The sequence below is a fragment of the Mucilaginibacter sp. Mucisp86 genome (assembly GCF_047324315.1).
Classification (GTDB): domain Bacteria; phylum Bacteroidota; class Bacteroidia; order Sphingobacteriales; family Sphingobacteriaceae; genus Mucilaginibacter.
On the sequence record NZ_CP168503.1, the window covers coordinates 6760376 to 6784656 of the forward strand.

Below are 24281 nucleotides of genomic sequence, written 5' to 3' on the forward strand. Positions count from 1 at the left end.
GTCAAGGTGTTGTGGCTTATCCACTATCAAAACCCGTTTTATAAAATTGCGTGCCCTGGCAAATACGCAAAATAGCGACGCGGTGGGTTATTCTGAAATTGATGTAATTACGGACTAATGATGGAATAAATCAGTAAACTTTTGGCACAACACACCAGATTGCTTTTATTCCAATCGGGTGAAAATACCCCATGTACAAAACACAGAGATATTAGCAGCCTTAGTACCGGATTACCGTAAAATAATCTTGCTGATCTGAATGAAAATGCAGGCTGCATAAAATTATTAACAGATACATCGTTATACCATCTGATACCCCGGCGCCATTTGGGTGCCAGGGTATTAAAGTTTTAACAGTGTATAATTATTTATCCCAAAATACAGGTGTATCCAGGTCATCGGTGCCTATGCTGGCTACGGCTGCCCGGTAATTATCAGCATTAATGGCCGACTCGGTTTGCGGGTAAGTGTACCTGCGAACGAAACTGCCTTTAATTTGCTTGCCGGGATATGTGTTTGGCGATAATGCCGGGAAACCGCTTCTCCTGAAATTAGCCCAGGTTTCAGCACCATTTCCAAATGAAGTTATCCAATACTGGGTATTGATCAGTTTCAAAGCATTGGCATCAGAATATGCAATTGTCGGGGTGTTTAAATAGGCGTTTTGTGCATCGCTGTTAATGACAGCAGCAGCGTCGTAGGTGGTAAATTGATCCATAGCCGCCTTAACACCGTTGTTGTAATAGGTACTTGCCGTACCTGTAATGTATCCCCTGAAAGCAGCCTCGGCCAACAACAACTGCGTTTGTGCATATGTTACGAAAAATTGCGGCGCCGTTATTTTACCAAATACGCTGTAATTCACCTGCGAATATTTGAATCCAGAACCGCTCACGCCGCGAAATCCCGGTGCTGTTGGTAGTGTACCGCTATCGTAGCCTATAGGCAACCCAAACTGGTTGGCTGATACTGTATCAGGCGTAAGGGACAATGCTTTTCCCGGATCGGCATACATGGCCGAGATGTACTTCAGCCTTGGGTCGCCGGTAGATTTTAATTGTGTAATAAACGGCTCGGCAAGATAGTAGGTGTTGGTTAACTGCTGAATTTGCTGCGTAACCAGGTTAGGATATGCATTGTTGTATTTAAGGTAACAGTTATCCGCGTTAGATTGCATTACCCCCCCGGTAACCGCGGCCTGCACAATAGTTTTTGCCTTGCCTGCATCTATTTTAGAATAACGCATACCTATACGCAGCAACAGTGAATAACCCAGGCGTTTCCATTGCGAAATATCTCCTCCATAAAACACATCTCCCTTAACAAGATCTTTCGCAGGATCTAATGCTGCGGTGGCCGTTGTCAGTTCGTTTACCAGATCAGCATAAATATCCTGTTGCTTATCGTATTTGGGCAGGAAGGCAGAATTGAGGTAAGCCTGCCCCGCCTGGCTGTATGGCACATCGCCATAAGTATCTACCAGCATCATATAATTATAAGCCCGCCATATCCTGGTTTCGTTGTACAAATTAGACCGCGAAGCGTTTCCTTTTAAATCCGGCAAAATGTGCTCAAGTAATTTTATGGTATTTGGATAAGCGTTATTCCACCGCATCACCGTATAGGTTTGATTTAATACGTTGAAGTTAAATGCCGAGGTAACCCCACCAAAAGGATCAATAAACTGCTGAACAACCGTAGGTTCAGTTTCCATTAATGCCGCATACGTTAAAACTTCCGCATTGGAAAACAAAAAAACCGGGTCGAGACTGGTAGTGTTATTGGGATTAACATTTAACTCTCTGAACCCTTTATCGCAACCTGTTGCAGCAAGCAGACAGGCAGCAACCAGTATGATCTTTATATAATTTTTCATGATCGTGCTTTTTTAAAATTTGACGTTTAGGTTAAATCCATAAGTCCGCGTTGTAGGTAGCGAACTTTGCTCGTAACCGGTTAAAATATCACCACTTGAAGAGATGGCCTCCGGATCGATATTTGGTGTATACTTTTTAATGACGAGCACGTTGTGGCATACTGCAGAAAGCACCAGCCCTTTTATAAATTTAGCTTTCATCATCTTCGAAAAGTCATAGCTAACCGAAAGGTTTCTCAACTTGATAAAGTCTGATTTATAAACGAACGGATCCAGGATGCCCTGCGAGCGATAATTGGCATAAAAGTCTTCAGCGTTCACTGCGGTAGTGTTAGGCGTGCCATCGGCATTCACCGCATCAAACTTTACGCCTCCTTCCCTGCCAACCAGCGATTCTTTTGACAAACCTTCGCGCAGGAAATTCAGGTTGGAACTTGACAATATTTTACCACCTTTTTTATAATCAATATGTGCCATCAGGGTAAACCTCTTGTAAGTAAATGTATTTACCCAACCGCCTGTAGCTTTGGGCAATGCACTGCCAAAAAGCGCAGGAGATGTACTTGCCACTGGTTTACCACCCGATACAATGATTTTACCATTGGCATCCCGGCGGTAAGTTGATCCTTGTATCTGATTTAACGGCAGACCAACCTGATCGACAATGGAGCCGAAGAATTCTCCTGCACCCAGTGTCAATTGTTTTTGACCGTTAGCCAGCGCTAAAACTTTAGACGAATTTATGGCTGTATTAAATGCTGAACGCCAGGTAAAATTCGGTCTTCTGATAGGTACTAACTCCAGCAAAAACTCCATACCCCGGTTTTGCAACTCGCCAAGGTTTACAATGGTACCGGTATAGCCCGACGCGTTGGAAATAGCAACGCTTAAGATCTGGTTAGTGGTATGCTTATCATATGCAGCAATGTCCAGGTTCACCCGGCTGTTAAACATGCGCAGTTCGAGCCCGATTTCTTTTTCTTTTACGCTGTATGGTTTGATTGACTGATTTGGCGTGGTTACGTTGCTGATACTCCCCAGCGGAATACCATTGAACGCGTTTTGTGAAAGTGTGAAGGTAAGCGAATTACTGTAAGGGCTAATACCGTTAGCACTACCCACGTTGGCATAGGTCGCCCTGATTTTTCCGAACGTTAGCCATGAAGGTGGATTCTTTAAAAACTCCGAAAAAACAAAACTACCACTTACCGATGGATAAAAATAATGGTTATGTTCAGGGCTTAGCACGGAGAACCAGTCGTTACGGCCGGTTACATTTAAAAACAAATACGATTTATAGCCAAACTCGGCGGTTCCATAAAGCGAGTTTACTGTTGATTTGGAAACCGCAAAGGCCGACGTATTGGTTACACCGTTTCCAAGAGTATAAAAATCCCTGACATAGAAATTTGTGGCGGTAACAGTATATCCTTGCGATGAAGAGGGAAAGGTATTTCCACCCACCGTGGCATCAAAAGAAAATGGCCCCCATTTGTGTCCGCCGCCTAATAAGAAATCGGCATTCAGCGCGCGGTAAGTATTGTCATTTGAGTTATAGCTGCCATTATAGAGGCCAACAGGCGCAGCTGCATTTGCCAGGGTTCCGGTTGGTGCATTTTGCTCATAATATGATGTACTGTATTCCATATTCACCCGGCCCTGCAAGTAAAGCCAATCAAAAAACTGGTAGCGCAGGGTTGCAGTACCTAAAAGGTGGTCTTTAGTTTGCTTTGTAAATTGCTTGTTCATGATCCAGTACGGGTTGGTAAGGGTAGTGAAACGTGATGTGGGCGTTTCGTTCCCATTGGCATCAACCGCAGCTGCCTTTAATACATCCAAACTAACCGAGTTTGAATAACGGTAGATATAATTGGTAACAGATGATCCCTGAATACCAATTACCGGTGGGTTGTTGTTATTCTCATGATCATAATTCACATAGATTTGGGCCGACAGTTTAGGTGTGAAGTTGTAGTTGAGCCCCAGGTTGAAGATCTTTTTGTGATAATCATTATTAGGTATTATGCCTTGGGCATCCTGGTTTGAGTATGAAAACCGGAAGCTGCCCTTATCGTTACCGCCGGAGAACGCGATGGTATTTGTCCACGCGTTGGCAAGCCTGAAAAATTTGCTGATGCGGTTTTTTTCGGGCGCGTAAGGGCGTTGTACTCCATCAAACTGGAAGGTGGGGGCATTATCAAACTTCTCCCCGAAACTCCATGCACCCGAACTTTGTGCCTGACCTTGTGTTTTGGGGCGCACATTATTTTCGCCCTGTCCATATTCGTACTGAAAGTCGGTAAAATCCAGTGCCTGGTTTTGCGTAAAGTTTGAGGTGAACTCAATGCCGATTCCGCTGTTTTTATTACCGCTTTTGGTGGTGATGATCAGCGCGCCGTTACTTGCTCTCGACCCGTAAAGCGCCGCAGCTGTGGCCCCTTTTAATACCGTCATCGATTCAATATCATCGGGGTTTATTTGCTGCATATTATCCCCAAGATCTACCGATTGTGTGTAACCGTTGGTACTTGACGGGCTTTGTGATAATGGAAGACCATTTAATACAATTAATGGCGCGTTATCGCCCTGGAATGCAGACTGTCCGCGCAACCTGATCTTGGTACTGCCTCCTGGACCGCTTGCCGGTGGAGATATATCCAAACCAGCAACCTTTCCCTCGAGCGAATTGACAAAGTTGGTTGACCGATTAGTGGTTATTTCGCCCACGCGTACATTTTCCGCCGCATAGCCTAATTTTTTAGATTCACGTTTGATACCTAAGGCAGTTACAACTATCTCGTTGATGGTGGTTGATTTTGGCTCCAGTGTAACATTGAGCGTGCTGCGTCCGTTGAGGGGCTCGGTTTTAGGGTTGTAGCCCACATAGCTGAATAACAAAACCGCGTTATCGGCAGATACCTGGATCTTGTAATTGCCGTTTGCATCGGTTACTACGCCATTCTTAGTCCCTTTTTCGCTTACGCTAACGCCGGCAAGCGGGCTGCCCTTTTCGTCGAGCACTTTACCGGTAACTGTTTGTACATTAATTTCGACGCTGGTCCGAACACCGACGGCATTTCCTGCCCGTACATCCGCTGCGCACATAAGTGTAAAAAGAACACTTATTACAATGGACAGCATCATCCCAGATGCTTTGATTCTTTTTTCCATGATTTTAGGTTTAATTCAATTGGTTAATCTTAATTCAACTACCTTCTCAATAATTGGTAATGGAGAAAGAGCTTGTTCCAAGCAGCGTTTTACTGCCGTTTTTTTGATTTTAGTATAGTTTTTTCTTCATGTTTACGCAGGTTTTGGGGTTTGAAATTGGTTTATATACATTTAGTAGGTATAATCTATTTAAAGCAAAAATCTAACAGCAAAACACCCGCAAGCCCTATTACAGCTACCAGGCTTTCCATCACAGTCCAGGAGCCGAGCGTTTGCTTTACTGATAACCTGAAATATTCTTTACATAGCCAGAAAGCCGTATCGTTTACGTGTGAGCCAAACAGGCTTCCCGCCCCTATGGCCAGCACCAGCAGATTGGTGTTAATGGCGGCATGATGAGCTATCGGGAATAACACTCCCGCGGCAGTTATACCCGCAACCGTGGCCGAGCCGAGGCAAAGCCGTAAACAAGCCGTGGCAAGCCAGGCAAGTAATAAGGGATGTATAGTGCTATTCATCAGCATGCCGGCAAGGGCATCACTTAAATGGCCATCTACAAATACCTGCTTTAACGCGCCCGCGCTGCCAATAATGAGCAACACCATGGCTATATCTTTTACCGCACACACGTAGCCATCCATTATTTTTGCCAGTGGTTTGCCTTTACGCAACCCAAGCGTATAGGTGCTTATAATGATGGTTACCAACATGGCAATAATTGGCTCTGCAAGCCATGAGGCCACATTTTTCACAAAATGCGCTTCACCAAAAAGCACAGGCAGCAAATAGGCCACGCCAATCAGTACCACAGGCAAAAGGGATGAGAATATGCTGTTAATAATACCCGGTAGCTCATCGGCAGGCAGGCTTACCAGACTATTGGCAAATTGAAAAACGTTAGGGCCTACTTTTTTTAGGGTAGCCGAAAATATCGGCCCCGCAATTATTATAGCGGGAATAGCAATGATAAGCCCGTAACCAAATGTTTTTATTACATCTGCGTGAAAAACGCTGATGAGTGTCATCGGCGAAGGATGCGGCGGTAAAAAACCATGCATTACCGATAAAGCTGTAAGCATGGGCATTCCAACATACAGCAATGGCAAACGGTAACTGTAAGCAACCGAAAAAATAATGGGCACTAACAATATGAAACCTACGTTATAATACAAAGGAATACCTACAATAAAACCCGTTAGGGCCATGGCGTAGCTTACATACCGGGCACCAAACAAATCATGCATAAAATGGGCTATGCGCTGCGCGGCACCGCTTTCGGCAACCAGTTTACCCAACATAGCTCCCAGTACAATAATGATTGCTACCGATCCTAAAGTATCGCCCAGTCCTTTGTTTATTGACGCAATAACCATTGTAAAAGGCATACCGAAGCAACAGCCTGCCACCAATGCCACAATGATAAAGGCGAGGAAAGCATTCACCTTTACCCACGTTATCAGCGCAACAAGCAGTAAAATACAAAGGATCAATACAAGTATTGTCATCGTTATCAGCTTGATTTAATGCGAATCGCGTGTTACAACAGATCCGGAGTTCCCTACCAGGAAATCGAGATCTGCCCCCTTATCGGCTTGTTGCACGTGGCGCTGGTACATGGATACATAACCCCTGTCGGTATGATAAGCAGGTTGTTTCCATAACTGCCTCCGTTTTTCCAGTTCAGCCTCATCTACAAGCAGGTCTATCCTTCGTGCGGGTACATCAAGGCGTATCAGGTCCCCGTTTTCCACAAGTGCCAGGTTACCGCCAACGGCCGATTCTGGCGACACATGAAGCACAACTGTGCCGTAGGCAGTACCGCTCATGCGTCCGTCCGAGATCCTTACCATATCTGTGATCCCTTTATCCAACAGCTTTTTGGGCAGTACCATGTTACCAACTTCAGGCATGCCGGGATACCCTACCGGGCCAACGTTTTTTAATACCATTACACAGGTTTCGTCAATATCAAGCCCAGGTTCGTCAACCCTTGCGTGGTAATCTTCAATAGTTTCAAAAACCACGGCCCTGCCGGTATGCTGCATCAGCGACGGTGTGGCTGCCGAAGGTTTGATAACCGCACCGTTAACGGCAAGGTTCCCTTTTAAAACGGCTATTCCCCCTTCGGGGATAATTGGGCTATGGTAGCCTGCAATAACCTCATTGTTATAGCAAATCCCGTCATCTTTTATATTTTCTGCATGCGATTTACCGGTTACAGTTATTGCATCCATGTCCAGTTCACTGCTTAGTTCCTTCAAAATAACCGGCATCCCTCCTGCATAGTAAAAATCTTCCATCAGGTATTTTCCCGAAGGCATCAGGTTGAGCAACAAGGGTATTTTGCTACCCAGCCTGTCGAAATCATCCAGGCTTAGGTCTACGCCGATACGCCCGGCAATTGCTGTAAGATGGATAATGAAATTGGTGGAACCTCCTATTGCCGCGTTTACTTTGATAGCGTTTTCAAAGGCGGCACGGGTAAGTATTTTCGATATCGTTAATCCCTCCTTTACCATTTCAACAATACGCCTGCCTGATAGCTGCGCCAATACTTTTTTCCTTGAATCAACCGCCGGGGTGGCCGCGGCCTGCGAAAGACACATCCCCAACGACTCGACCATGCAAGCCATTGTAGAGGCCGTACCCATGGTCATACAATGCCCCGCGCTTCTCGACATGCAGCTTTCTGCAGCAAGATATTCGTCGTTAGTTATTTTACCGGTTTTGAGGTCATCAGTCAACTGCCATACTATCGTACCCGATCCGATATCAGCGCCCCTGTACTTACCATTCAGCATCGGACCACCCGGAACCACGATAGTGGGCAAGCCTACGCTTGCGGCCCCCATCAAGGTTGATGGTGTGGTTTTGTCGCATCCGGTTAGCAGCACAACTCCGTCTATCGGGTTGCCGCGTATCGATTCTTCGGCATCCATACTGGCCAGATTGCGGAAAAGCATAGCTGTAGGTTTAAGCAAAGTTTCACCTAAACTCATAATCGGAAATTCCACGGGGAAACCGCCGGCCTCATAAACTCCGCGTTTAACAGATTCCGCAAGATCGCGCAAATGTGCATTACAAGGCGTTAGCTCCGACCATGTATTGCAGATTCCGATAACAGGTCGGCCGTCGAAAAGATCGGTCGGCATGCCCTGATTTTTCATCCAGCTCCTGTATAAAAACCCCATTTTACCTGTTTTTCCAAACCAATCGGCACTTCTGAACTGTGACATTTTATATTTTTTTATATTTAATTTATTTTGTTGCTGTGTTGCAATTACCTGCCCACCTGGTTTGTAAGTGTACCTATGTTACTTATGGAAATGTCTATCACATCGCCGTAGTTAAGTGTGAAGGAATCAGGCGGAACTATGCCGGTACCGGTCATTAGATATGCACCCGCAGGGAATGACATCTCCATAAAAAGGTAATTGGCAAGTTCGTGGTGGGTACGCTTCATCCTGTTGATCAAAATCGCTTCAGCAAACACCTTATCGTCCCCTCTTCTTATTTCAATTTGAATTTCGGTGTCAGGCGAAATAGCCGTATCCGGTACATAAAGACATGGGCCAATCGCTGCCGCGCCATCGTATGATTTAGCCTGGGGAAGGTATAACGGGTTTTCTCCTTCTATATCTCTTGATGACATGTCGTTACCTATCATATATCCTTCAATGGTGCCCCCGCTGCAAATGAATAACACCAACTCCGGCTCGGGAACGTTCCATTTCGAATCTTTCCGGATGCGAACATTACCGCCAGGTCCCACGGCTCGGGAGGCCGAAGACTTGAAAAATATCTCAGGGCGTTCGGCACTGTAAACCCTTGCATAAAAATCGCCGCCGCCGGCATCTTTGGATTCTTCCATTCGGGCGTCCTTACTGCGTAGATAGGTTACGCCCGACGCCCAGATCTCCTGGCTACCAATAGGTGTGCTTATGTGTTCCAGATCGTGAGCCAGCAAAGGGTTGGCCGTAATGTTTTGGAGATCTTTTAAAACCTCGCTGTACAATGCTTCGCGATTTATAAAACTATCCCAGTTCCAATCCGGCGAACTGTAAAGCAGGCCGTTATGTTTTACAATAACTTTGTTGGTGGTTTTAAATATATGCATAGCCATTTTGCGCTACCTGCGTTTGTGCGGTAGTTACTCGTTTATTAAAAAATGTAACAAATAGGTTACTTGGTTATGTACAAAGAATGCTAAACCAAATTGCTTTGTCTTCCAAAAAAACACAGTGTTGATTTTTACACAAAAGCTTGTGGCAAAAACCCGCGCTGCATCAACGCTCAGTTGTGTTTTGCGAAGCAGCCGTTGGGCCGGGTGCCGGCTTTTTTTTATGCCAGTACGAGGCCAGTAACGAGCCGGTGATATTCATAAAAGTTGAAAAGATAACCGGTGCCAGGCCCAGCGTAGCAATTTTTCCCATGCCTTTGGCAAGACCTGCGGCCATACCACCGTTTTGCATTCCAACCTCTATGGCAATGGTACGGCAGTCACGCTCTTCCATCCCCAACGCCTTTGCCGACCAAAAGCCCAGTAAATAACCGCCTATATTATGCAGCAATACCAATACAGCCAGCAGCAGGCCAACTTTAAGCAGGCTGTCCCGGCCCGCGGCAGTTATAATAATGATAATGCCAATGATACCGCCCATAGAAATAAAAGGCATTATCCTTTTTAGCCAACCACTACGTTCTTTAGCTACCGAAGAAAACACCACGCCTAAAGCAATAGGGATCATCACCATTTTAAAGATATCTGTTACCATAGCCCAGGGATCTATTTTAATAAGCGGACCGGCGAGTAAATTCATTAAAAACGGCGTTAATAACGGCGAAAGCAGGGTGGAAATACTGGTTATAGTAACCGATAAAGCCAGATTTGCCTTAGCCAGATAGGATATCACATTAGATGCCATACCATTGGGGCAGCAGCCTATCAGTACAATACCGGCTGCTATTTCGGCAGGCATTGCGGTTAATTTCACACTAAGTGTAGCTATGCTGAAGCCCAGTAAAGGCATAATGATAAAATGGCTCACCACCCCTATAATTATTCCCCCGGGCGATTTTAAAACGCCGAGAAAATCATGATAATGCATGGAAGTCCCCATACCAAACATGATAAGCTGGATAAGCGGGATAATAAGCGTGGCGTACTTAAAATTGCCATAACCGATAAAAAACGCAGGATAGTAAAGCGCCATGGCGGCTGCTCCAAAAATCAGCGTTGTATATGCAAAGCTTTTGGTTTTTGGCGAAGCGCAAAGACTTATGGCAAGCAGTACAAAAAACGTAAGCACATACGGCCCGGCATGCTCCAAACCCTTAGAAATCATGATCAATACGGCAACAAGCGCGGCAACGGTTAGGGTTGTGGTCACTTTATAAAAAGTTTTCATACCGCGTTGATCAGGCGAAAAATGGAACTCCGGGCATTGCATACTTCTTCAGCCCTTCCTCGTTAATCTCAACACCCACACCAGGCTTATCAGACAGCACCAGGAAGCCTTTCTCGATAAAAGGCTTGTCATATTGCACTATTTCCTTCCATTTTGGCTCGGTGTCACTCAATGTCTGCCACTCCAGGATATGGAAATTGGGTACTGAGGCACAAACGTGCGCAGTTGCCATCGCGCCAAGAAAGGACCCTACCATGTGCGGCGAAAACGGCACGTAGTATAAGTTGGCAAGGTTGGCTATCCGTTGCCCCTCACCCAGCCCACCACATTTTTGAAGATCGGGCATTACAATATCAATGCCAGCTTCCGAAAGCAGCCTGGTATAGCCATAGGCCAGGTAAAAATTCTCGCCGGCGCAAATAGGCGTGCTTGTTTCCTGGGTTATTGTTTTATACACATCAATATTATCCGCAGGAATAGGTTCCTCCAGCCACATCAAATTAAGGGGCTCCATCATTTTTGCAACCCTGCGACCGGTTGTGGCATCATAACGGCCATGCATATCCACACAGATATCAATATTCGGCCCAACCTCCTTCCTAACGGCAGCTATGGCATTATACATTCTGTCGAGCTCGGCGTTGCTGGCAGTCCAGTTATAGCGGTCAAACTTATTCGGGTCGCGGGCATCGTCAATATCAAATTTCACAGCTGTATATCCGCGGTTAACCGCGCCGCGGGCTGCTTTGGCATAATCTTCGGGCACCGGGTTTGTGGCAGTGTATAGTTCCGTATCGCAGTAAACACGACATTTATCGCGAAATTTACCTCCTAATAACTGGTATACAGGCAAGCCCAAAGCCTTGCCTGTCAAATCCCACAGGGCTGCTTCCACTGCTGTAAGCACCGCAACAAACATCCCGGATTGCGCCCCGGCGAAAAAGTTGGCTTTCCTTATCTCCTCAGCTATCCTGTTGGGATTTAAGGGACTCCGGCCTTTCAGCATCCACTCCAGGCGTTTAACCAGGTAATAAGTTCCCGCTATGGCATCAACCCCCTCACCCGAGCCCCAGATACCCTGGTTGGTATATATTTTTACAAAAAGCCCGCCGCCCGCATAGGCACACTTAACTTCGGTAATTTTAAGATCGGACGGGGATGATGCCTGCGGGGTACGCTCTTTGGCATCTATCAGCCCTTGTCCAAATGTTTTATTTAAGGGTGCGGCCAGTACAGCAGCACCGGCTAAAACAGTTTTCGATAGAAAGCTGCGCCTGTTTTGATAGTTTGACATACTTTTTATTTAGATAGATTTATTTACCAGGTTCGGTTTTTCAGGATATTTTGGACCTGCTCTTTGGGTACCGGCAATTCATTGATATGCGCGTTGAGCCATGCCGAAAAATCCTTTTCGATATCGGTGCTCCAGCGGGCATCTATTTGCCCGGCTGTGTATTTGCCTTCTTTTAAGCGCAGGTGGCCAAACATGTCCCTTAACCTCACTATTTCGGAGGTGGTTACTACCTTCTCGGCCAGGTGCGGCGGAATAAATATCACTACCCCATTCTCGCCCAAAACCACATCTCCTGGCATTACGGTAGCCTGCTTTATCCTGGTAGGCTGATTGATGCCGATAATCATGGTATTCAGATCGCCGGGAGGGTTATGGTACGATGGGTCGTAGCTTTCTACAAAGGATGTAAAGCCACCAATCTCTTTTAGTCCGCGCAGGTCTCGTACAGCACCATTATAAACTATGCCGTTGCCGGTTTTCGCGTAGATGGCATTGCCCACATTGTCGCCAATAGTAGGTCCGTTTTTGTGTGCGCCAAACTGATCGGCCACATATACATCACCTTTCACCAGCAAATCCACAGGCCAGGTGTTTTGCCCTTTTTTCCCCTGGGTTTTGCCCCTGTCATCAATCGCCTTCCATACATCTGGGCGGGCGGGCATGAAAACAGCAGTTACGGCGCGGCCTACTAAAACGCTATCCGGATTTATAACCAGCCAGTTCTCGGTTAACTGGTAGCCGTAGCCAGCGTTTTTTAAAACGGCCCAGGCTTCTTCAATACTAACAAGCTTCATCCGGGCCAGAATACCATCAGGCACTTTAGGACGGCCATCGGCAAAGCGTTCGCCCTTCCACTCCGGAGTAAGGAAGATCAATTCATCCCTTGAAATTTGTTGCGCAAACGTGCTATTAAAAAACAAACAACAATGCAGTAATACAATGCCCGCAATGCGAAAAAAAGGAATCCACTTTTTCATGATAAATTTTAATGAGCACACTATTTAGGGAATTAGCGGCTTTGGTTATTATTATAATTGGTTATGAATGCATACAAAGTATCATAATATTAAAACAGGAAAATACCATTAAAAAACAGCGTTGGTTTTTATACAAATCTTAGTTTTATATTATGTAAACTTGCTTTACATGGATATTCCTTTGGTTATCCTGCATCTGTTGCGGTACGGAGATTGCAGCAACGCATACCAATTATAATCCTGGATGAATCAACTGATACTTCGGCAGGGCATATCTAAAGAACTTGTGCATTTTCCGCATATTCTGGAGTTTGCCCACAGAAAGAATAATACTATCCAACTCAACTCCTTCAACAGCAACGTTACGGACTGCATTTGCATGTATTATATTTTGGAGGGGAAATTTACCTGGATGATTGATTCGCAACAACATACCTTGTATCCAGGTGATTTTGCAGTAATATTACCAGGGCAACGCATCGGTGGTGAAAGCGGGATATTAAATATCGGTGTGTTATTCGGGATAAAGATTTCAACAGAAGATTCCGGAAAGCTTTTACTGGGAAGATGGAGCGGGTTTACCAAAAAAGAAAAATTATCCATTAACCAGATTTTGCTTGTAAATAAGCAAAATCTCGTTTTAAAATTGAAAGAAGCGCAGGTATTAATGCACAATTTACAACTGGAATTGCAAAACGAGGAGGTTGGCTTTTACACCCGCGTAAACCAGTTGCTTGATGAACTTTTTGTACTGATCGGCAGGCAATTGATCAGGCAAAAAAATTCCAGGAGAGATTTCCCCCAAACATTCCTGAAGCTTGAACAAACCTTGCGGCAAAACCTTGCCCACCAATGGACGGTGGAAGAAATGGCAGCACTCACCGGGATGGGAACTACCGCCTTTACCGAAAAAGTAAAAAGCTACTCCGGGTTTTCGCCATTGAATTACTTAATCAACATCAGGATAACCGAGGCTACCAAGCTGCTTAAAAAAACCGAGTTGAATGTTACCGACATAGCACTCAGCACCGGCTTTTATTCGTCACAGCACTTCTCTACAACCTTTAAAAAACTTACAGGGTATACCCCGAGCGAATTCAGAAAAAATAAAACACCAGATTATCAGCATACATCATGAATTGTATCATCATTATAGAAATGGGCACGGCTGCTGTACGGGTCTTTGCCTTTGATCTTTCCGGTAATTTAATCAGTTCTTCAAAGGGGCACTACCCTACCTTTCACGAGCAGCCCGATCATAGCGAGCAGGACCCGGAGCAGATGTTTATTACCATGCTCTATATTCTGAAAAACCTGCTTATTGAAAAAATCTATCCTAAAAAATATACGGTAACCTGTATTTGCTTCGGCTCATCTATGCATAGTTTACTGGCAGTGGATAAAGACGGCATACCATTAGGCAACGCGATTACCTGGGCTGATAACCGGGGTAAAAAAGAAGCTGCTGATCTTAAAAAAAGCAGTCTGGGCGAGGAAATTTATAAAGCTACCGGAACCCCCATCCACCCCATGTCATCGTTGATAAAAATTGCATGGATGAAAAATCACGAACCTGAAAAATTCAGGATGGCAAAGAAATTCATGCCTATAAAAACCTATATAATTCAACAACTTACAGGTGCCTGCGTAATAGATTACAGTATTGCCTCTGCAACCGGGCTGATGAACATCCACAATTTAACCTGGGATGAAGCTGCATTGGAATTTGCTGGGATCACTCCCGGGGAACTTCCGGATCTGCACCCGGTTTTCTACTCGGGCGTAACACTAAAAAAGGAATATCAAAGGGTTTTAAAATTGCTGCCAACAGTTAAAATCCTGATCGGATCAAGTGATGGTTGCCTTGCCACCCTCGGTGCCGGTGTATGGGAAAACAGTATGGCTACCATTACTATTGAAGACAGCGGCGCCTTCCGGATCATCGGCGATAAAATAATAGAAGATCCCAAACAACAAATTTTCAATTACCTGCTTACCGAGAAACATATCATCACTGGCGGCCCCACAAGCAATGGCGGTGTGATATTCAATTGGTTTGCAAAGCAATTCGGTGATTTTCAGGAAGCTTTTGATATTGACCAGTCGATGGATATGCTGATAGAGGAAGCCGCCGGTGTTGAAGTTGGCTCGGGCGGGCTAATCTTCCTCCCATTTTTACATGGCGAACGGGCACCTATCTGGAACCCAAATTCGAGAGGGTGCTATTTTGGCGTCAATATCCGGCACGAGCGCAAGCATTTTATACGTGCCACGATAGAGGGTATCTTATTTGAGATGTACAGCATTGGCCGCACATTAGAGCAACACCGTCACATCGAGAGCCTCTCTATTAACGGCAGTTTTGCATCTATACCGTTTTGCACCCAGATAATTGCCGATATATTTAACAAGCCGGTTAGCACATTGAGCCATGCCGATAGCATTGGCAAAGGCGCATTTCTGTTAAGCGCAACCGAGATGGGCCTTTATCCTTCTTTGGAGGAAGCTTCCAAAACGGTATCCATGCATCAAACTTATTTACCCAACGCCGAAAATCACCGGATCTATGCTCAATACTTTAAAGTATTTGAAAGCCTGATAACGAAGGTCGGTGATGAATTTGATGCTATATCGGATTTGCAGCAGCGTTATAGTCAATGACCGTAGCATTGGGACGGAAGTTCATCTCATTTTATAACAAAAATTTACTTTACCTGATAGGCTAACCCCGAGGTACAGGCAGATTAGCTCTCCTGAATTATTGCTGTTTAAATGCTTTATTCGTTGCTCTAAATGCAGCAGAATATTTTGCAGAAACGCGAAGGGAAGAAATGGTTACTACCCTTATCACCATTGTTCGTCGGCTTATCACTGCAGGTATAAGGCCCGAGAGGTGAATGAAATTTTTATGGCACAGATGCAGCAGTTTGCGGTAAAGCCGGAATATGCCGACCTTTTTTTAACAGGCTATCATCGGTAGATATAATCAGGAAAAGCCTGGCAACTACGGCCGGGCTTTTTTACATAAAGCAAATTTCATTTAATCAAAAACCTGGTTTAAAAAATGATCAATATCATTTTTTAAACTGAATATCGTTATGCCCCGTTTGCCAATAGGAGCTGATATTTGTTTGCCACTTAAAAATCATCCCGGGTTTATATGGAAAGCGCGGCATTGTTGAACGCTATTATTGAAAACGCTATCGATGGAATTATCACTATCGACCACCGCGGACTGATCGAATCGATCAACCCCTCGGCATGCAAGCTGTTTCAATACTCGCCCGCCGAAGTGACCGGTAAAAACGTATCTATATTAATGCCCCCGCCTGATCGGGAACAACATGACGAATACATCAGGAGATATCAGCAAACCGGTCGCAGACATATCGTCGGCATTGGCCGTGAAGTAACCGGTTTGCGAAAAGACGGGACCCTTTTTCCGTTTCGCCTTGCAGTTAACGAAGTAAAATATTCCGGGCGTATAATATATACCGGCTTTATACACGATCTAAGCCGTGAAAAAGAAGCTGAAGACCAGCTGAAAGAGTATGCGGCCCACTTAGAAGATGAAGTGGAAGAGCGCACCCAATCGCTCATGCTATCGGTTAAAGAGCTTGAGAAAGCTAAAGACGAGGTAAGTATCTCGCTCGAAAAAGAAAAAGAACTGGGGCAATTAAAAAGTCGTTTTGTATCAATGGCTTCGCACGAATTTCGCACGCCATTGAGCGCGGTGCAACTTTCTGCCTCGCTTATTGAAAAATATGCCGGGCAATCGCAAACCAAAAATATCAGCAAACATGTGGGTAAAATTAAAAATGCTGTAGGCAATCTTACTACTATCCTGAATGATTTCCTATCGCACGAAAAACTGGAGGCCGGGCGTGTTGAGCCCTCTCCAACAGTTTTTGACCTCGTTAAACTGGCCGAAGAAATAACTGAAGAAATGCAGCTGATTGCCAAGAAAGATCAAAATATTATATACCTGCACACCGGCAGCAACAGCAAGGTTAACCTGGACCTAAACCTATTAAAAAACTGCATCATCAACCTCATTGCCAATGCCATCAAATACTCGGGCGAGAACACTTTTATCGAGTTTAATACTGAGTTAAGCAAAAGCGGATGCACCATCACTGTTAAAGATAACGGTATAGGTATTCCCGACACAGATCAAAAACATCTGTTCGGGGCTTTTTTCAGAGCGCATAACACCGGTAATATTCCAGGTACCGGTTTAGGCCTCCATATAGTAGCCCGCTACGTGCGCCTCATGAACGGCAACGTAACTTTTAAAAGCAGTATTAATAAAGGCACTTTATTCACTATTTCATTTCCCGAACAATGAGCAAAAAAGTTTTGATTATTGAAGATAATAACGACATCCGCGAAAACGTAGTTGAAATACTTGAGCTTGCCGGCTACAAAGTATTTGAAGCCGCCAATGGCCGTGTAGGGGTTGAACTGGCTATAAATAACATTCCTGATGTTATTTTGTGTGATATAATGATGCCCGAGCTTGACGGATACGGTGTATTGTATATGTTGAATAAAAACCCTGTTACGGCAACAATCCCTTTTATATTTCTAACCGCGAAAGCCGAGCGCATTGACTTACGAAAAGGCATGGAAATGGGAGCCGACGATTACCTTACCAAACCATTTGACGACATGGAATTACTGAATGCCGTTGAAAGCAGGTTAAAAAAAAGGGAGGCGCAGCAATCCTTCTACAGCAAATCGCTTGATAATTTGAATTTATTGCTTACTAAAAACAAAGGGCTTACCGAGCTAAAGCGGGTAATTGACGAACGCAAAACCCGGCAGTTAAAAAAAAATCAGGTATTGTATTACGAGGGCGATAAGGGGAATGGTCTTTACCTGGTTGTGAAGGGCCGTATTAAAAGCACCAAAATGGCCGAAGACGGCCGCGAGCTGATGACCGGAATTTACACAAGCGAAGAGTATATCGGCGTCCATTCATTTTTATCTAACGAAACATACAGCGAAACGGCTACCGCGCTTGAAGATAGCTTGCTTTGCCTGATCCCGAAAGATCAGTTGGATGAACTGCTTAATTTATACCCTGACGTTGCGAGGGAATTTATCAGGGTATTGGCCAACAACATCCGCGAAAAAGAAGAACAGCTATTACAATTGGCCTACCATTCGGTACGGAAAAGAATGGCCGAAGCTATGTTGCGCCTTAACAGGCAATATACCTGCAACGCCGAAAGTTTTAAGATCTCGAGGGAAGATCTTGCAGCTATGGCCGGGATGGCTACCGAAACGGTGAGCAGAACACTGTCTGATTTTAAAGATGAGGGATTGATTGATAAAAAAGGCAGTGTGATTACAATTTTAGATCCTGCCCGGCTTTCAAAAATGAGAAACTGATAAACATCACATTTCGGATTGATGAGCCTCATTCGGCAAGCCTGGCACCCGGGCTAACTTTGTTACATTAATATTATTGCAAATGAAAGCGGTAGCCTACAGTATAAAGCCTTTTGAAAAGGAGTTTTTGGCAAAAGCCAATCAAAAGAAACACGACATCACCTTAATATCCAATGCCCTCAGCATCGATACAGCCGTATTTGCAGAGGGAAAAGACGCAGTAATTGTTTTCACCAACGATGATGTATCGGCAGCGGTAATTAAACAACTTGCGAATTATGGTGTAAAACTTATCATAACCCGATCAACCGGTACCGATCATATCGATAAACAGATTGCCGCTACATACGGCATCAACATTGCAAATATCCCCTCCTATTCGCCTCAGGCCATTGCCGAACATGCGGTAGCGCTGGCCTTTGCGCTAAACAGGCAGATTATCAGGGCAGATAAACACAGTCATTATTTCGATTTCAGGAACGATGAACTGATTGGTTTTAATTTTGCCGGCAAAACTGTTGGACTGATAGGTTTGGGCAATACAGGCAAAGCTGCGGCAAAGATATTTAACGGACTTAGCTGCAACGTAATAGCTTACGACCCCGCATTTTCGGCCGATGTTGAACATATTACACCGGTAACTTTAGAAGAACTATTGGCTAATGCCGATATTATATCTCTTCATTTACCGCTTACAGCGGCCACAAAACATCTTATCAAAAACCAAACCATCAGCCAGATGAAAAATGGTGTGATGCTGATTAATACCTCCCGCGGGGCACTCATCAGAACAACCGATGCCATAGCCGCATTAAAGAGTGGCAAAATAGGTTATCTGGGCCTTGATGTTTATGAATTTGAAAAAGGCTTGTTTTTTGAAGATCATGAAAACGATGCCGTTAAAGACCCCATGCTACACAGTTTATTAAACTATCCCAATGTTTTGGTTACGCCGCACCAGGCATATCTAACCAAAGAAGCCTTGCAGGAAATTGCAGACAAAACCATCCGCAACCTGGATCAATGGCAAATAAATAAATACGCGGGCAATAATTGTGCATGCGCTAACAGCTGCCGCGTTGACCTGCCTACTGAAATTAAAATTTAATTTTATGGAACCATCACTAACAGCTAAATATAATGTGGCTGCTCCCCGGTACACCAGCTACCCAACTATGCCTTATTGGGATACCGGGGCTTTTACTAAAGAAGAATGGATAAAAACTGTAAACTGTTCATTTTGCGAGAGCAATACACAGGAAGGTATAAGCATTTACATTCATTTACCTTTTTGCGAAAACCTTTGCACCTATTGCGGCTGCAATACCCGGATCACCAAAAACCACAGGGTTGAGGAGCCTTATATTAAAGCCTTATTGCTGGAGTGGGCCATGTACAAAAATATTTTTGGCAAGAAGCCTGTGATCAGGGAGATACACCTGGGTGGAGGTACGCCTACTTTTTTTAGTCCGGCAAATTTAAAAGCACTTATTAGTGCTATCCTGCTGCATGCAGAAATACACCCGGATGCATCTTTCAGCTTTGAAGCGCATCCGGCCAATACCACCGTTAACCATTTGCAGGTTTTGTATGATCTTGGTTTCAGGCGGCTAAGTCTTGGCATCCAGGATTTCGACCCTAAGGTTCAGTTTATCATTAACCGCCAGCAAAGTATTGATCAGGTGCGTACGGTTACCGGGCAGGCAAGGCGTATAGGTTATACATCCATCAATTATGATCTGATATATGGTTTACCGCTGCAAACCTTAGCCGGCCTGGCTACAACCCTGCAGGAAGTAGCCGCATTAAAACCCGATAGGATAGCTTTTTATAGCTATGCCCACGTGCCATGGTTAAAACCGGGCCAGCGCCGCTTTACAGAACATGATTTGCCGGATGCAAAACTTAAAACTAAACTGTATGATGTTGGCCGCGCACTGCTAAAACAGTACGGCTATCAGGAAGTGGGTATGGATCATTTCGCTTTACCCGGCGACGAATTAATATTGGCTGAACAGGCAGGCAAACTCCATCGCAATTTTATGGGTTATACACATCAGCATACGCAATTGCTGGTTGGCTTGGGAGTATCCTCTATCAGCGATTCGCGATATGCTTTTGCCCAAAATGTAAAATCTGTTGAAGAATACCTTGAACTGGTAAAAAACGGCGAACTACCTGTTTTTAAAGGTCACCTGTTAACCAAGGATGATATCATTATCCGCAGGCATATCCAGGAGATCATGTGCAAAGGCCAAACCATTTGGAATCATCATGCTCAGCCATGTGAAGCATTATTAGATGGGATTGAAAGGTTACAGTTGCTGGCCGATGATGGGTTGATAGAACTTAATTCGTGGGGATTAAAAGTAACACCCGCGGGCAAAAACTTTTTACGAAACATTTGCATGGCGCTCGACGCCCGGCTTTGGGCCAATAAACCGGCAACACAGCTGTTTAGTATGGCGATATAGTACATACGTATCATCGGTCAACATATCAAACAGTTTTTTTTCGCAGCAGGCGCTAAGAATAAGGCTTTCTTAGCGCCTGCTTACTTAAACCTATCGGCAAATACCAACAGCCGATGATTGTTTAGCCGGGCTTAGGTATGGAATATCCAAATTCAATCCCCTCAAAACAAACCAAAAACCAAGGCACACCATCAGGTAAGGCACCGCCCTGTTTATACGTCGCCTAACAACAGGCCCTGCAAAGCCCGAACTAATGGTTGCAGCCAGCATCAAAGGAAATGTGCCCGCACCAAACCAAAACATATAGCCGGCAGCGTTGACAGGCGATGAAGTATTAATTGCCCCAACCAATGCCAGGTAAACAAAGCCGCAAGGCAAAAAGCCATTAAGCAACCCAACTACCAAATGCCCGGCACGATGCTGCAACGCGTAGTACAATAGTTTGTTAACTGGTTGTAATAAGCGGGGGATAAATGTCATCCCGGCCAACCGTAGTTTAAATAAGCGCGAAAAGCCGGCCATAATGATCAATATACCGCTTAACAAGCTTATGCCCTGCTGTAAACCGTAAAGCCATAGTTGTTTCCCGGCAAAGCCAATAAGCAACCCTAAAAATGTATAGGTAATTACCCTGCCGGTGTTATACTGCAATTTATCAGTTATAACATACCACCATCGGTTTTGCGAAACCGGTACAGCAAAAGCCAGCGGCCCGCACATGCCTATGCAATGTACACTGCCAAACAGGCCGATAAAAAAAGCTATCTGGTTGTTGCTCATTTTATAAATACCTCCTTATGATACAGGTAAGCTTTATGGCAACTCTCCCACTCCAGTATTAATTGCCAGGGGCCCTTGGCCATATCTTTCAAACTGATACTTGCAGTTTTGCCTGCACCATTATTAAATTGAAATGCTTTGTCCTGCGTTTTATCTGAAGGTCTCATAAAACTTATCCGGCCGGTTGCAGGCATGCTAAAAGCGATGCTGAGCCGATCGCCCTGCTGCGTTATTACCGGCTCGGCATGATCTTTAATTACCTGCTCTTCGCGGTTATGATCTTTGTTAAAGCTCATTCCTTTTTCATAGTACTGGTGGTCGTAGTCGTCAACCGGTACATTGAACATATAAATACACATGCTCAGGATGAACAGCATAAATATCGCCATTCCCATTATAATTCCTTTTCCCCAATTCATTTGCTTAATCATTTACGGGTCCTATAAAGTTGGTACTTACTGTCTGGATCACCTGGCAGCTAACTACCAGCTTTAAGCGGATTTTAGTTTTGGCGGCATGAATGTGCGACGCCGGGAGCATAATAAAAAACACAACTTTTTCTGTTGCCCCTTTACCGATAACATCCGGTGCCTGTATATATTTTATTTTAACCGACGGATCATCTGCCAAGATGGTTACTGTTTTCTCTTTATCGGTTTTATTGATGATCTCGGCGTTATAAATATTGCTAATGTAACCGTTGGGCTGTTGCTGGTACAGCATCCCGGCACTGCGCATTACGGTAAGATCCATATCTGTCCTGCTAAGAATAAAATAGCTTAAAACGGCTATTAAAACTGTTATCACCGCTGTGTAAGCCATCATCCGTCCGGTAAAAGTTGGCTTCTCTTTCAGGCGGATCATGTTTTCCGAAAAGTAGCCAATCAGGTTACGGGGCTTGTGTATTTTATCCATCACCTGGTTGCATGCGTCAATACAGGCCGTGCAATTAATGCATTCAATCTGTGTTCCCTTCCGAATATCAATACCGGTTGGGCAAACGGCTACGCACAGGTTGCAGTCTACGCAATCGCCCTTCAGGTTAAAAGGATCAGCCTCCCTGCTAAGCCTTCCCCGTGGCTCGCCGCGTACTTCATCATAAGCAACTACAAGCGTATGCTGATCTATCAAAACACTCTGCAACCGGCCATACGGGCATATGAGTATACAAACCAATTCACGTACCCTACTGTAAACCAGGTAAAACACGGCGGTAAACACCCAAATACTAATAAACCCCACCCAATGAGCAGTAACGGGTTCGGTAATAATGCTAATTAAACTTTCGCTGCCAATGATATAAGCGAGAAAAGTGTTGGCGATGAGGAACGAGATTAAAATAAATATAACGTGCTTGCTTACTTTTTTAATGATTTTTTCCTTATTCCAGCCGGCGGCGTCAAGCTTTTTGCGCTTGGGTGCATCCCCTTCTATCCAAATCTCTACCTTCCGAAAAACCATTTCCATAAAAATGGTTTGCGGACAGATCCACCCGCAAAAAATACGGCCAAACGCAATTGTGAATATCACCACGCAAACCAAAAACACCAAGGATGCCAGCACAAACAGGAAGATATCCTGCGGCCAGAAAACCTGCCCCAATAATACAAACTGCCTGTCTATTACATTAAGCAACAGCAAAGGCCTGCCATTGATCCGTAAAAACGGCCCGCTAAAAAAGAACAACAGGTAAAAATAGCTTAACCAACTGCGCCATTTGTAAAACCTGCCCTTTCGTACCAGCGGGTACATCCATTGCCTTTTCCCACTCTCCTTTCCTGCCAGTAAGCCTTCCATATCGGTTATATCTTAGCTATCGCTTTATCTTTTGCTGCAATACCATCTGTTTCTTTTTCGCCTTGGGGCTCCTTGGCACCGGCTGGATTAGTGCCATGTAATGATTTGATGTAGTTGGCAACATCCGCGATCTGTTTAGGCGATAGTTGCTTCTCCCAGGTTGGCATTCCCTTAGCCGGCACACCATACTTTATGGTTTTAAACACATCGCTTATCTTGCCGCCGTGCAGCCAGTAATCGTCGGTAAGATTAGGCCCAACCACACCCTGTGCATGATCGCCGTGACAGGGAACGCAACTTTGTTTAAATATTGCGTGCCCCGAGTTTAATACAGCCGGATCGCTTAGCTGCTTTACGGTATTTTCATCAACCCTATTGGCAGCCTTGCTCAGATATTGTTGTTTGGCGATATCGGCCTGGGCCATTTCGGTTTTGTATTCGTCATATTGTAACTGCCCGAAGCCAAATACATGATAAGTTAAGATATAACCCACTGCAAAAATGATAGTGATATAAAACAGGTACATAAACCAACCGGGTATAGGATTATCCAATTCCTGAATTCCGTCATAATCATGCGCGATGATCAATTCATTTTCTTCAGATAGTGGCCTTAACGACAGGATTTTGTTCCAGGTTTCGCCTTTGGGTTTCTTAACCTTTTTGACTGGTGTCAATTCGGCAATGATCTGCTCTTCGGTATATCCTTGTGCTTTTAGTGTTATCCTTGTAACTGCTTTAAGCGCACGAAGCAATACCAGCATCGATAAAATAAACAATACAAGCATTACGATAATAGCCCCAAAGCCTATCTCGTTCATTAAGTCAGCCGGAATTAAATTATCATCGGCGGCTAAGGCGGGCTGTACCGATAATATCAGTACAATTAAAATCAACGGGCTCTGGTATTTCATAAGTTACGGGTATTAAAAGTTTCGCCATTACCGTCGTGCAGGGGCAAATCGCGCATGTGGTCAACATGTTGTTTCCTCAATCTGAAAAGCATAACGGTCACTACTATAAAAAATACAAGGAAGATTCCGAGCGAGAACAGCAGGTACGCCTGGGCACCAGACAGGTTCTCTGTAAATTGCTTAAACATGACTT

19 protein-coding genes are annotated in these 24281 nt (G+C 44.6%); 6 read left to right on the forward strand and 13 right to left on the reverse strand.

Annotated elements, in window-relative coordinates:
* Positions 1-364: 364 nt before the first annotated feature.
* The 8 genes from ACEN9X_RS28060 to ACEN9X_RS28095 form a co-directional block, all read right to left on the reverse strand.
* Positions 365-1876, reverse strand: coding sequence for a SusD/RagB family nutrient-binding outer membrane lipoprotein (locus ACEN9X_RS28060; protein ID WP_413668282.1), 1512 nt, complete (start codon positions 1874-1876; stop codon positions 365-367).
* Positions 1877-1888: 12 nt separating this feature from the next.
* Positions 1889-5047: a SusC/RagA family TonB-linked outer membrane protein gene (locus ACEN9X_RS28065; RefSeq protein WP_413668283.1), complete on the reverse strand. Its 3159-nt coding sequence runs from the start codon at positions 5045-5047 to the stop codon at positions 1889-1891.
* A 185-nt stretch (positions 5048-5232) separates the two neighbouring features.
* Positions 5233-6552 (reverse strand): gluconate:H+ symporter, encoded by a 1320-nt coding sequence (locus ACEN9X_RS28070; protein ID WP_413668284.1) that lies wholly within the window; start codon positions 6550-6552, stop codon positions 5233-5235.
* 15 nt (positions 6553-6567) lie between these two features.
* Positions 6568-8283, reverse strand: a complete 1716-nt coding sequence (locus tag ACEN9X_RS28075) for an IlvD/Edd family dehydratase (protein ID WP_413668285.1) — start codon at positions 8281-8283, stop codon at positions 6568-6570.
* Positions 8284-8327: 44 nt separating this feature from the next.
* Positions 8328-9164 carry a fumarylacetoacetate hydrolase family protein gene (locus ACEN9X_RS28080; RefSeq protein ID WP_413668286.1) on the reverse strand — a complete coding sequence of 279 codons (837 nt, stop codon included), beginning with the start codon at positions 9162-9164 and terminating at the stop codon, positions 8328-8330.
* Positions 9165-9333: 169 nt separating this feature from the next.
* Positions 9334-10455, reverse strand: coding sequence for a bile acid:sodium symporter family protein (locus ACEN9X_RS28085; protein ID WP_413668287.1), 1122 nt, complete (start codon positions 10453-10455; stop codon positions 9334-9336).
* Between the two features lie 10 nt (positions 10456-10465).
* Entirely contained in the window at positions 10466-11749 is a 1284-nt protein-coding gene (locus tag ACEN9X_RS28090; RefSeq protein ID WP_413668288.1) for a mandelate racemase/muconate lactonizing enzyme family protein, read from the reverse strand.
* Between the two features lie 23 nt (positions 11750-11772).
* Positions 11773-12726 (reverse strand): RraA family protein, encoded by a 954-nt coding sequence (locus tag ACEN9X_RS28095; RefSeq protein WP_413668289.1) that lies wholly within the window; start codon positions 12724-12726, stop codon positions 11773-11775.
* A 244-nt stretch (positions 12727-12970) separates the two neighbouring features.
* On the opposite strand from ACEN9X_RS28095, the gene ACEN9X_RS28100 reads away from it, so the two are divergent.
* From ACEN9X_RS28100 to hemN, 6 genes are all read left to right on the forward strand, one after another.
* Positions 12971-13864 carry an AraC family transcriptional regulator gene (locus tag ACEN9X_RS28100; protein ID WP_413668290.1) on the forward strand — a complete coding sequence of 298 codons (894 nt, stop codon included), beginning with the start codon at positions 12971-12973 and terminating at the stop codon, positions 13862-13864.
* On the forward strand, positions 13861-15387 hold the full coding sequence (locus ACEN9X_RS28105) for a gluconokinase (protein ID WP_413668291.1): 1527 nt from the start codon (positions 13861-13863) through the stop codon (positions 15385-15387). The genes ACEN9X_RS28100 and ACEN9X_RS28105 overlap by 4 nt, the downstream gene beginning before the upstream one ends.
* A 499-nt stretch (positions 15388-15886) precedes the next feature.
* On the forward strand, positions 15887-17074 hold the full coding sequence (locus ACEN9X_RS28110) for a PAS domain S-box protein (protein WP_413668292.1): 1188 nt from the start codon (positions 15887-15889) through the stop codon (positions 17072-17074).
* A complete protein-coding gene (locus tag ACEN9X_RS28115) occupies positions 17071-18123 on the forward strand; it encodes a response regulator (protein WP_413668293.1) in 1053 nt (350 codons plus the stop codon). Before ACEN9X_RS28110 ends, ACEN9X_RS28115 begins: the two co-directional genes overlap by 4 nt.
* Positions 18124-18205: 82 nt before the next feature.
* Positions 18206-19231: a 2-hydroxyacid dehydrogenase gene (locus ACEN9X_RS28120; protein ID WP_413668294.1), complete on the forward strand. Its 1026-nt coding sequence runs from the start codon at positions 18206-18208 to the stop codon at positions 19229-19231.
* Positions 19232-19235: 4 nt separating this feature from the next.
* Complete coding sequence (gene hemN / locus ACEN9X_RS28125; protein WP_413668295.1) at positions 19236-20597, forward strand: oxygen-independent coproporphyrinogen III oxidase; 1362 nt, start codon at positions 19236-19238, stop codon at positions 20595-20597.
* Positions 20598-20687: 90 nt separating this feature from the next.
* Here hemN and ACEN9X_RS28130 read toward each other — a convergent pair whose 3' ends face one another.
* From ACEN9X_RS28130 to ACEN9X_RS28150, 5 genes are read right to left on the reverse strand one after another with little or no spacing between them, the layout of a single operon-like run.
* Positions 20688-21377: a sulfite exporter TauE/SafE family protein gene (locus tag ACEN9X_RS28130; RefSeq protein WP_413668296.1), complete on the reverse strand. Its 690-nt coding sequence runs from the start codon at positions 21375-21377 to the stop codon at positions 20688-20690.
* Positions 21374-21796: a FixH family protein gene (locus ACEN9X_RS28135; protein WP_413668297.1), complete on the reverse strand. Its 423-nt coding sequence runs from the start codon at positions 21794-21796 to the stop codon at positions 21374-21376. Before ACEN9X_RS28135 ends, ACEN9X_RS28130 begins: the two co-directional genes overlap by 4 nt.
* A 4-nt stretch (positions 21797-21800) precedes the next feature.
* A complete protein-coding gene (gene ccoG / locus ACEN9X_RS28140; RefSeq protein WP_413668298.1) occupies positions 21801-23174 on the reverse strand; it encodes a cytochrome c oxidase accessory protein CcoG in 1374 nt (457 codons plus the stop codon).
* 5 nt (positions 23175-23179) lie between these two features.
* Positions 23180-24088 carry a cbb3-type cytochrome c oxidase N-terminal domain-containing protein gene (locus ACEN9X_RS28145; RefSeq protein ID WP_413668299.1) on the reverse strand — a complete coding sequence of 303 codons (909 nt, stop codon included), beginning with the start codon at positions 24086-24088 and terminating at the stop codon, positions 23180-23182.
* Entirely contained in the window at positions 24085-24276 is a 192-nt protein-coding gene (locus ACEN9X_RS28150) for a hypothetical protein (protein ID WP_413668300.1), read from the reverse strand. Before ACEN9X_RS28150 ends, ACEN9X_RS28145 begins: the two co-directional genes overlap by 4 nt.
* Positions 24277-24281: the final 5 nt, after the last annotated feature.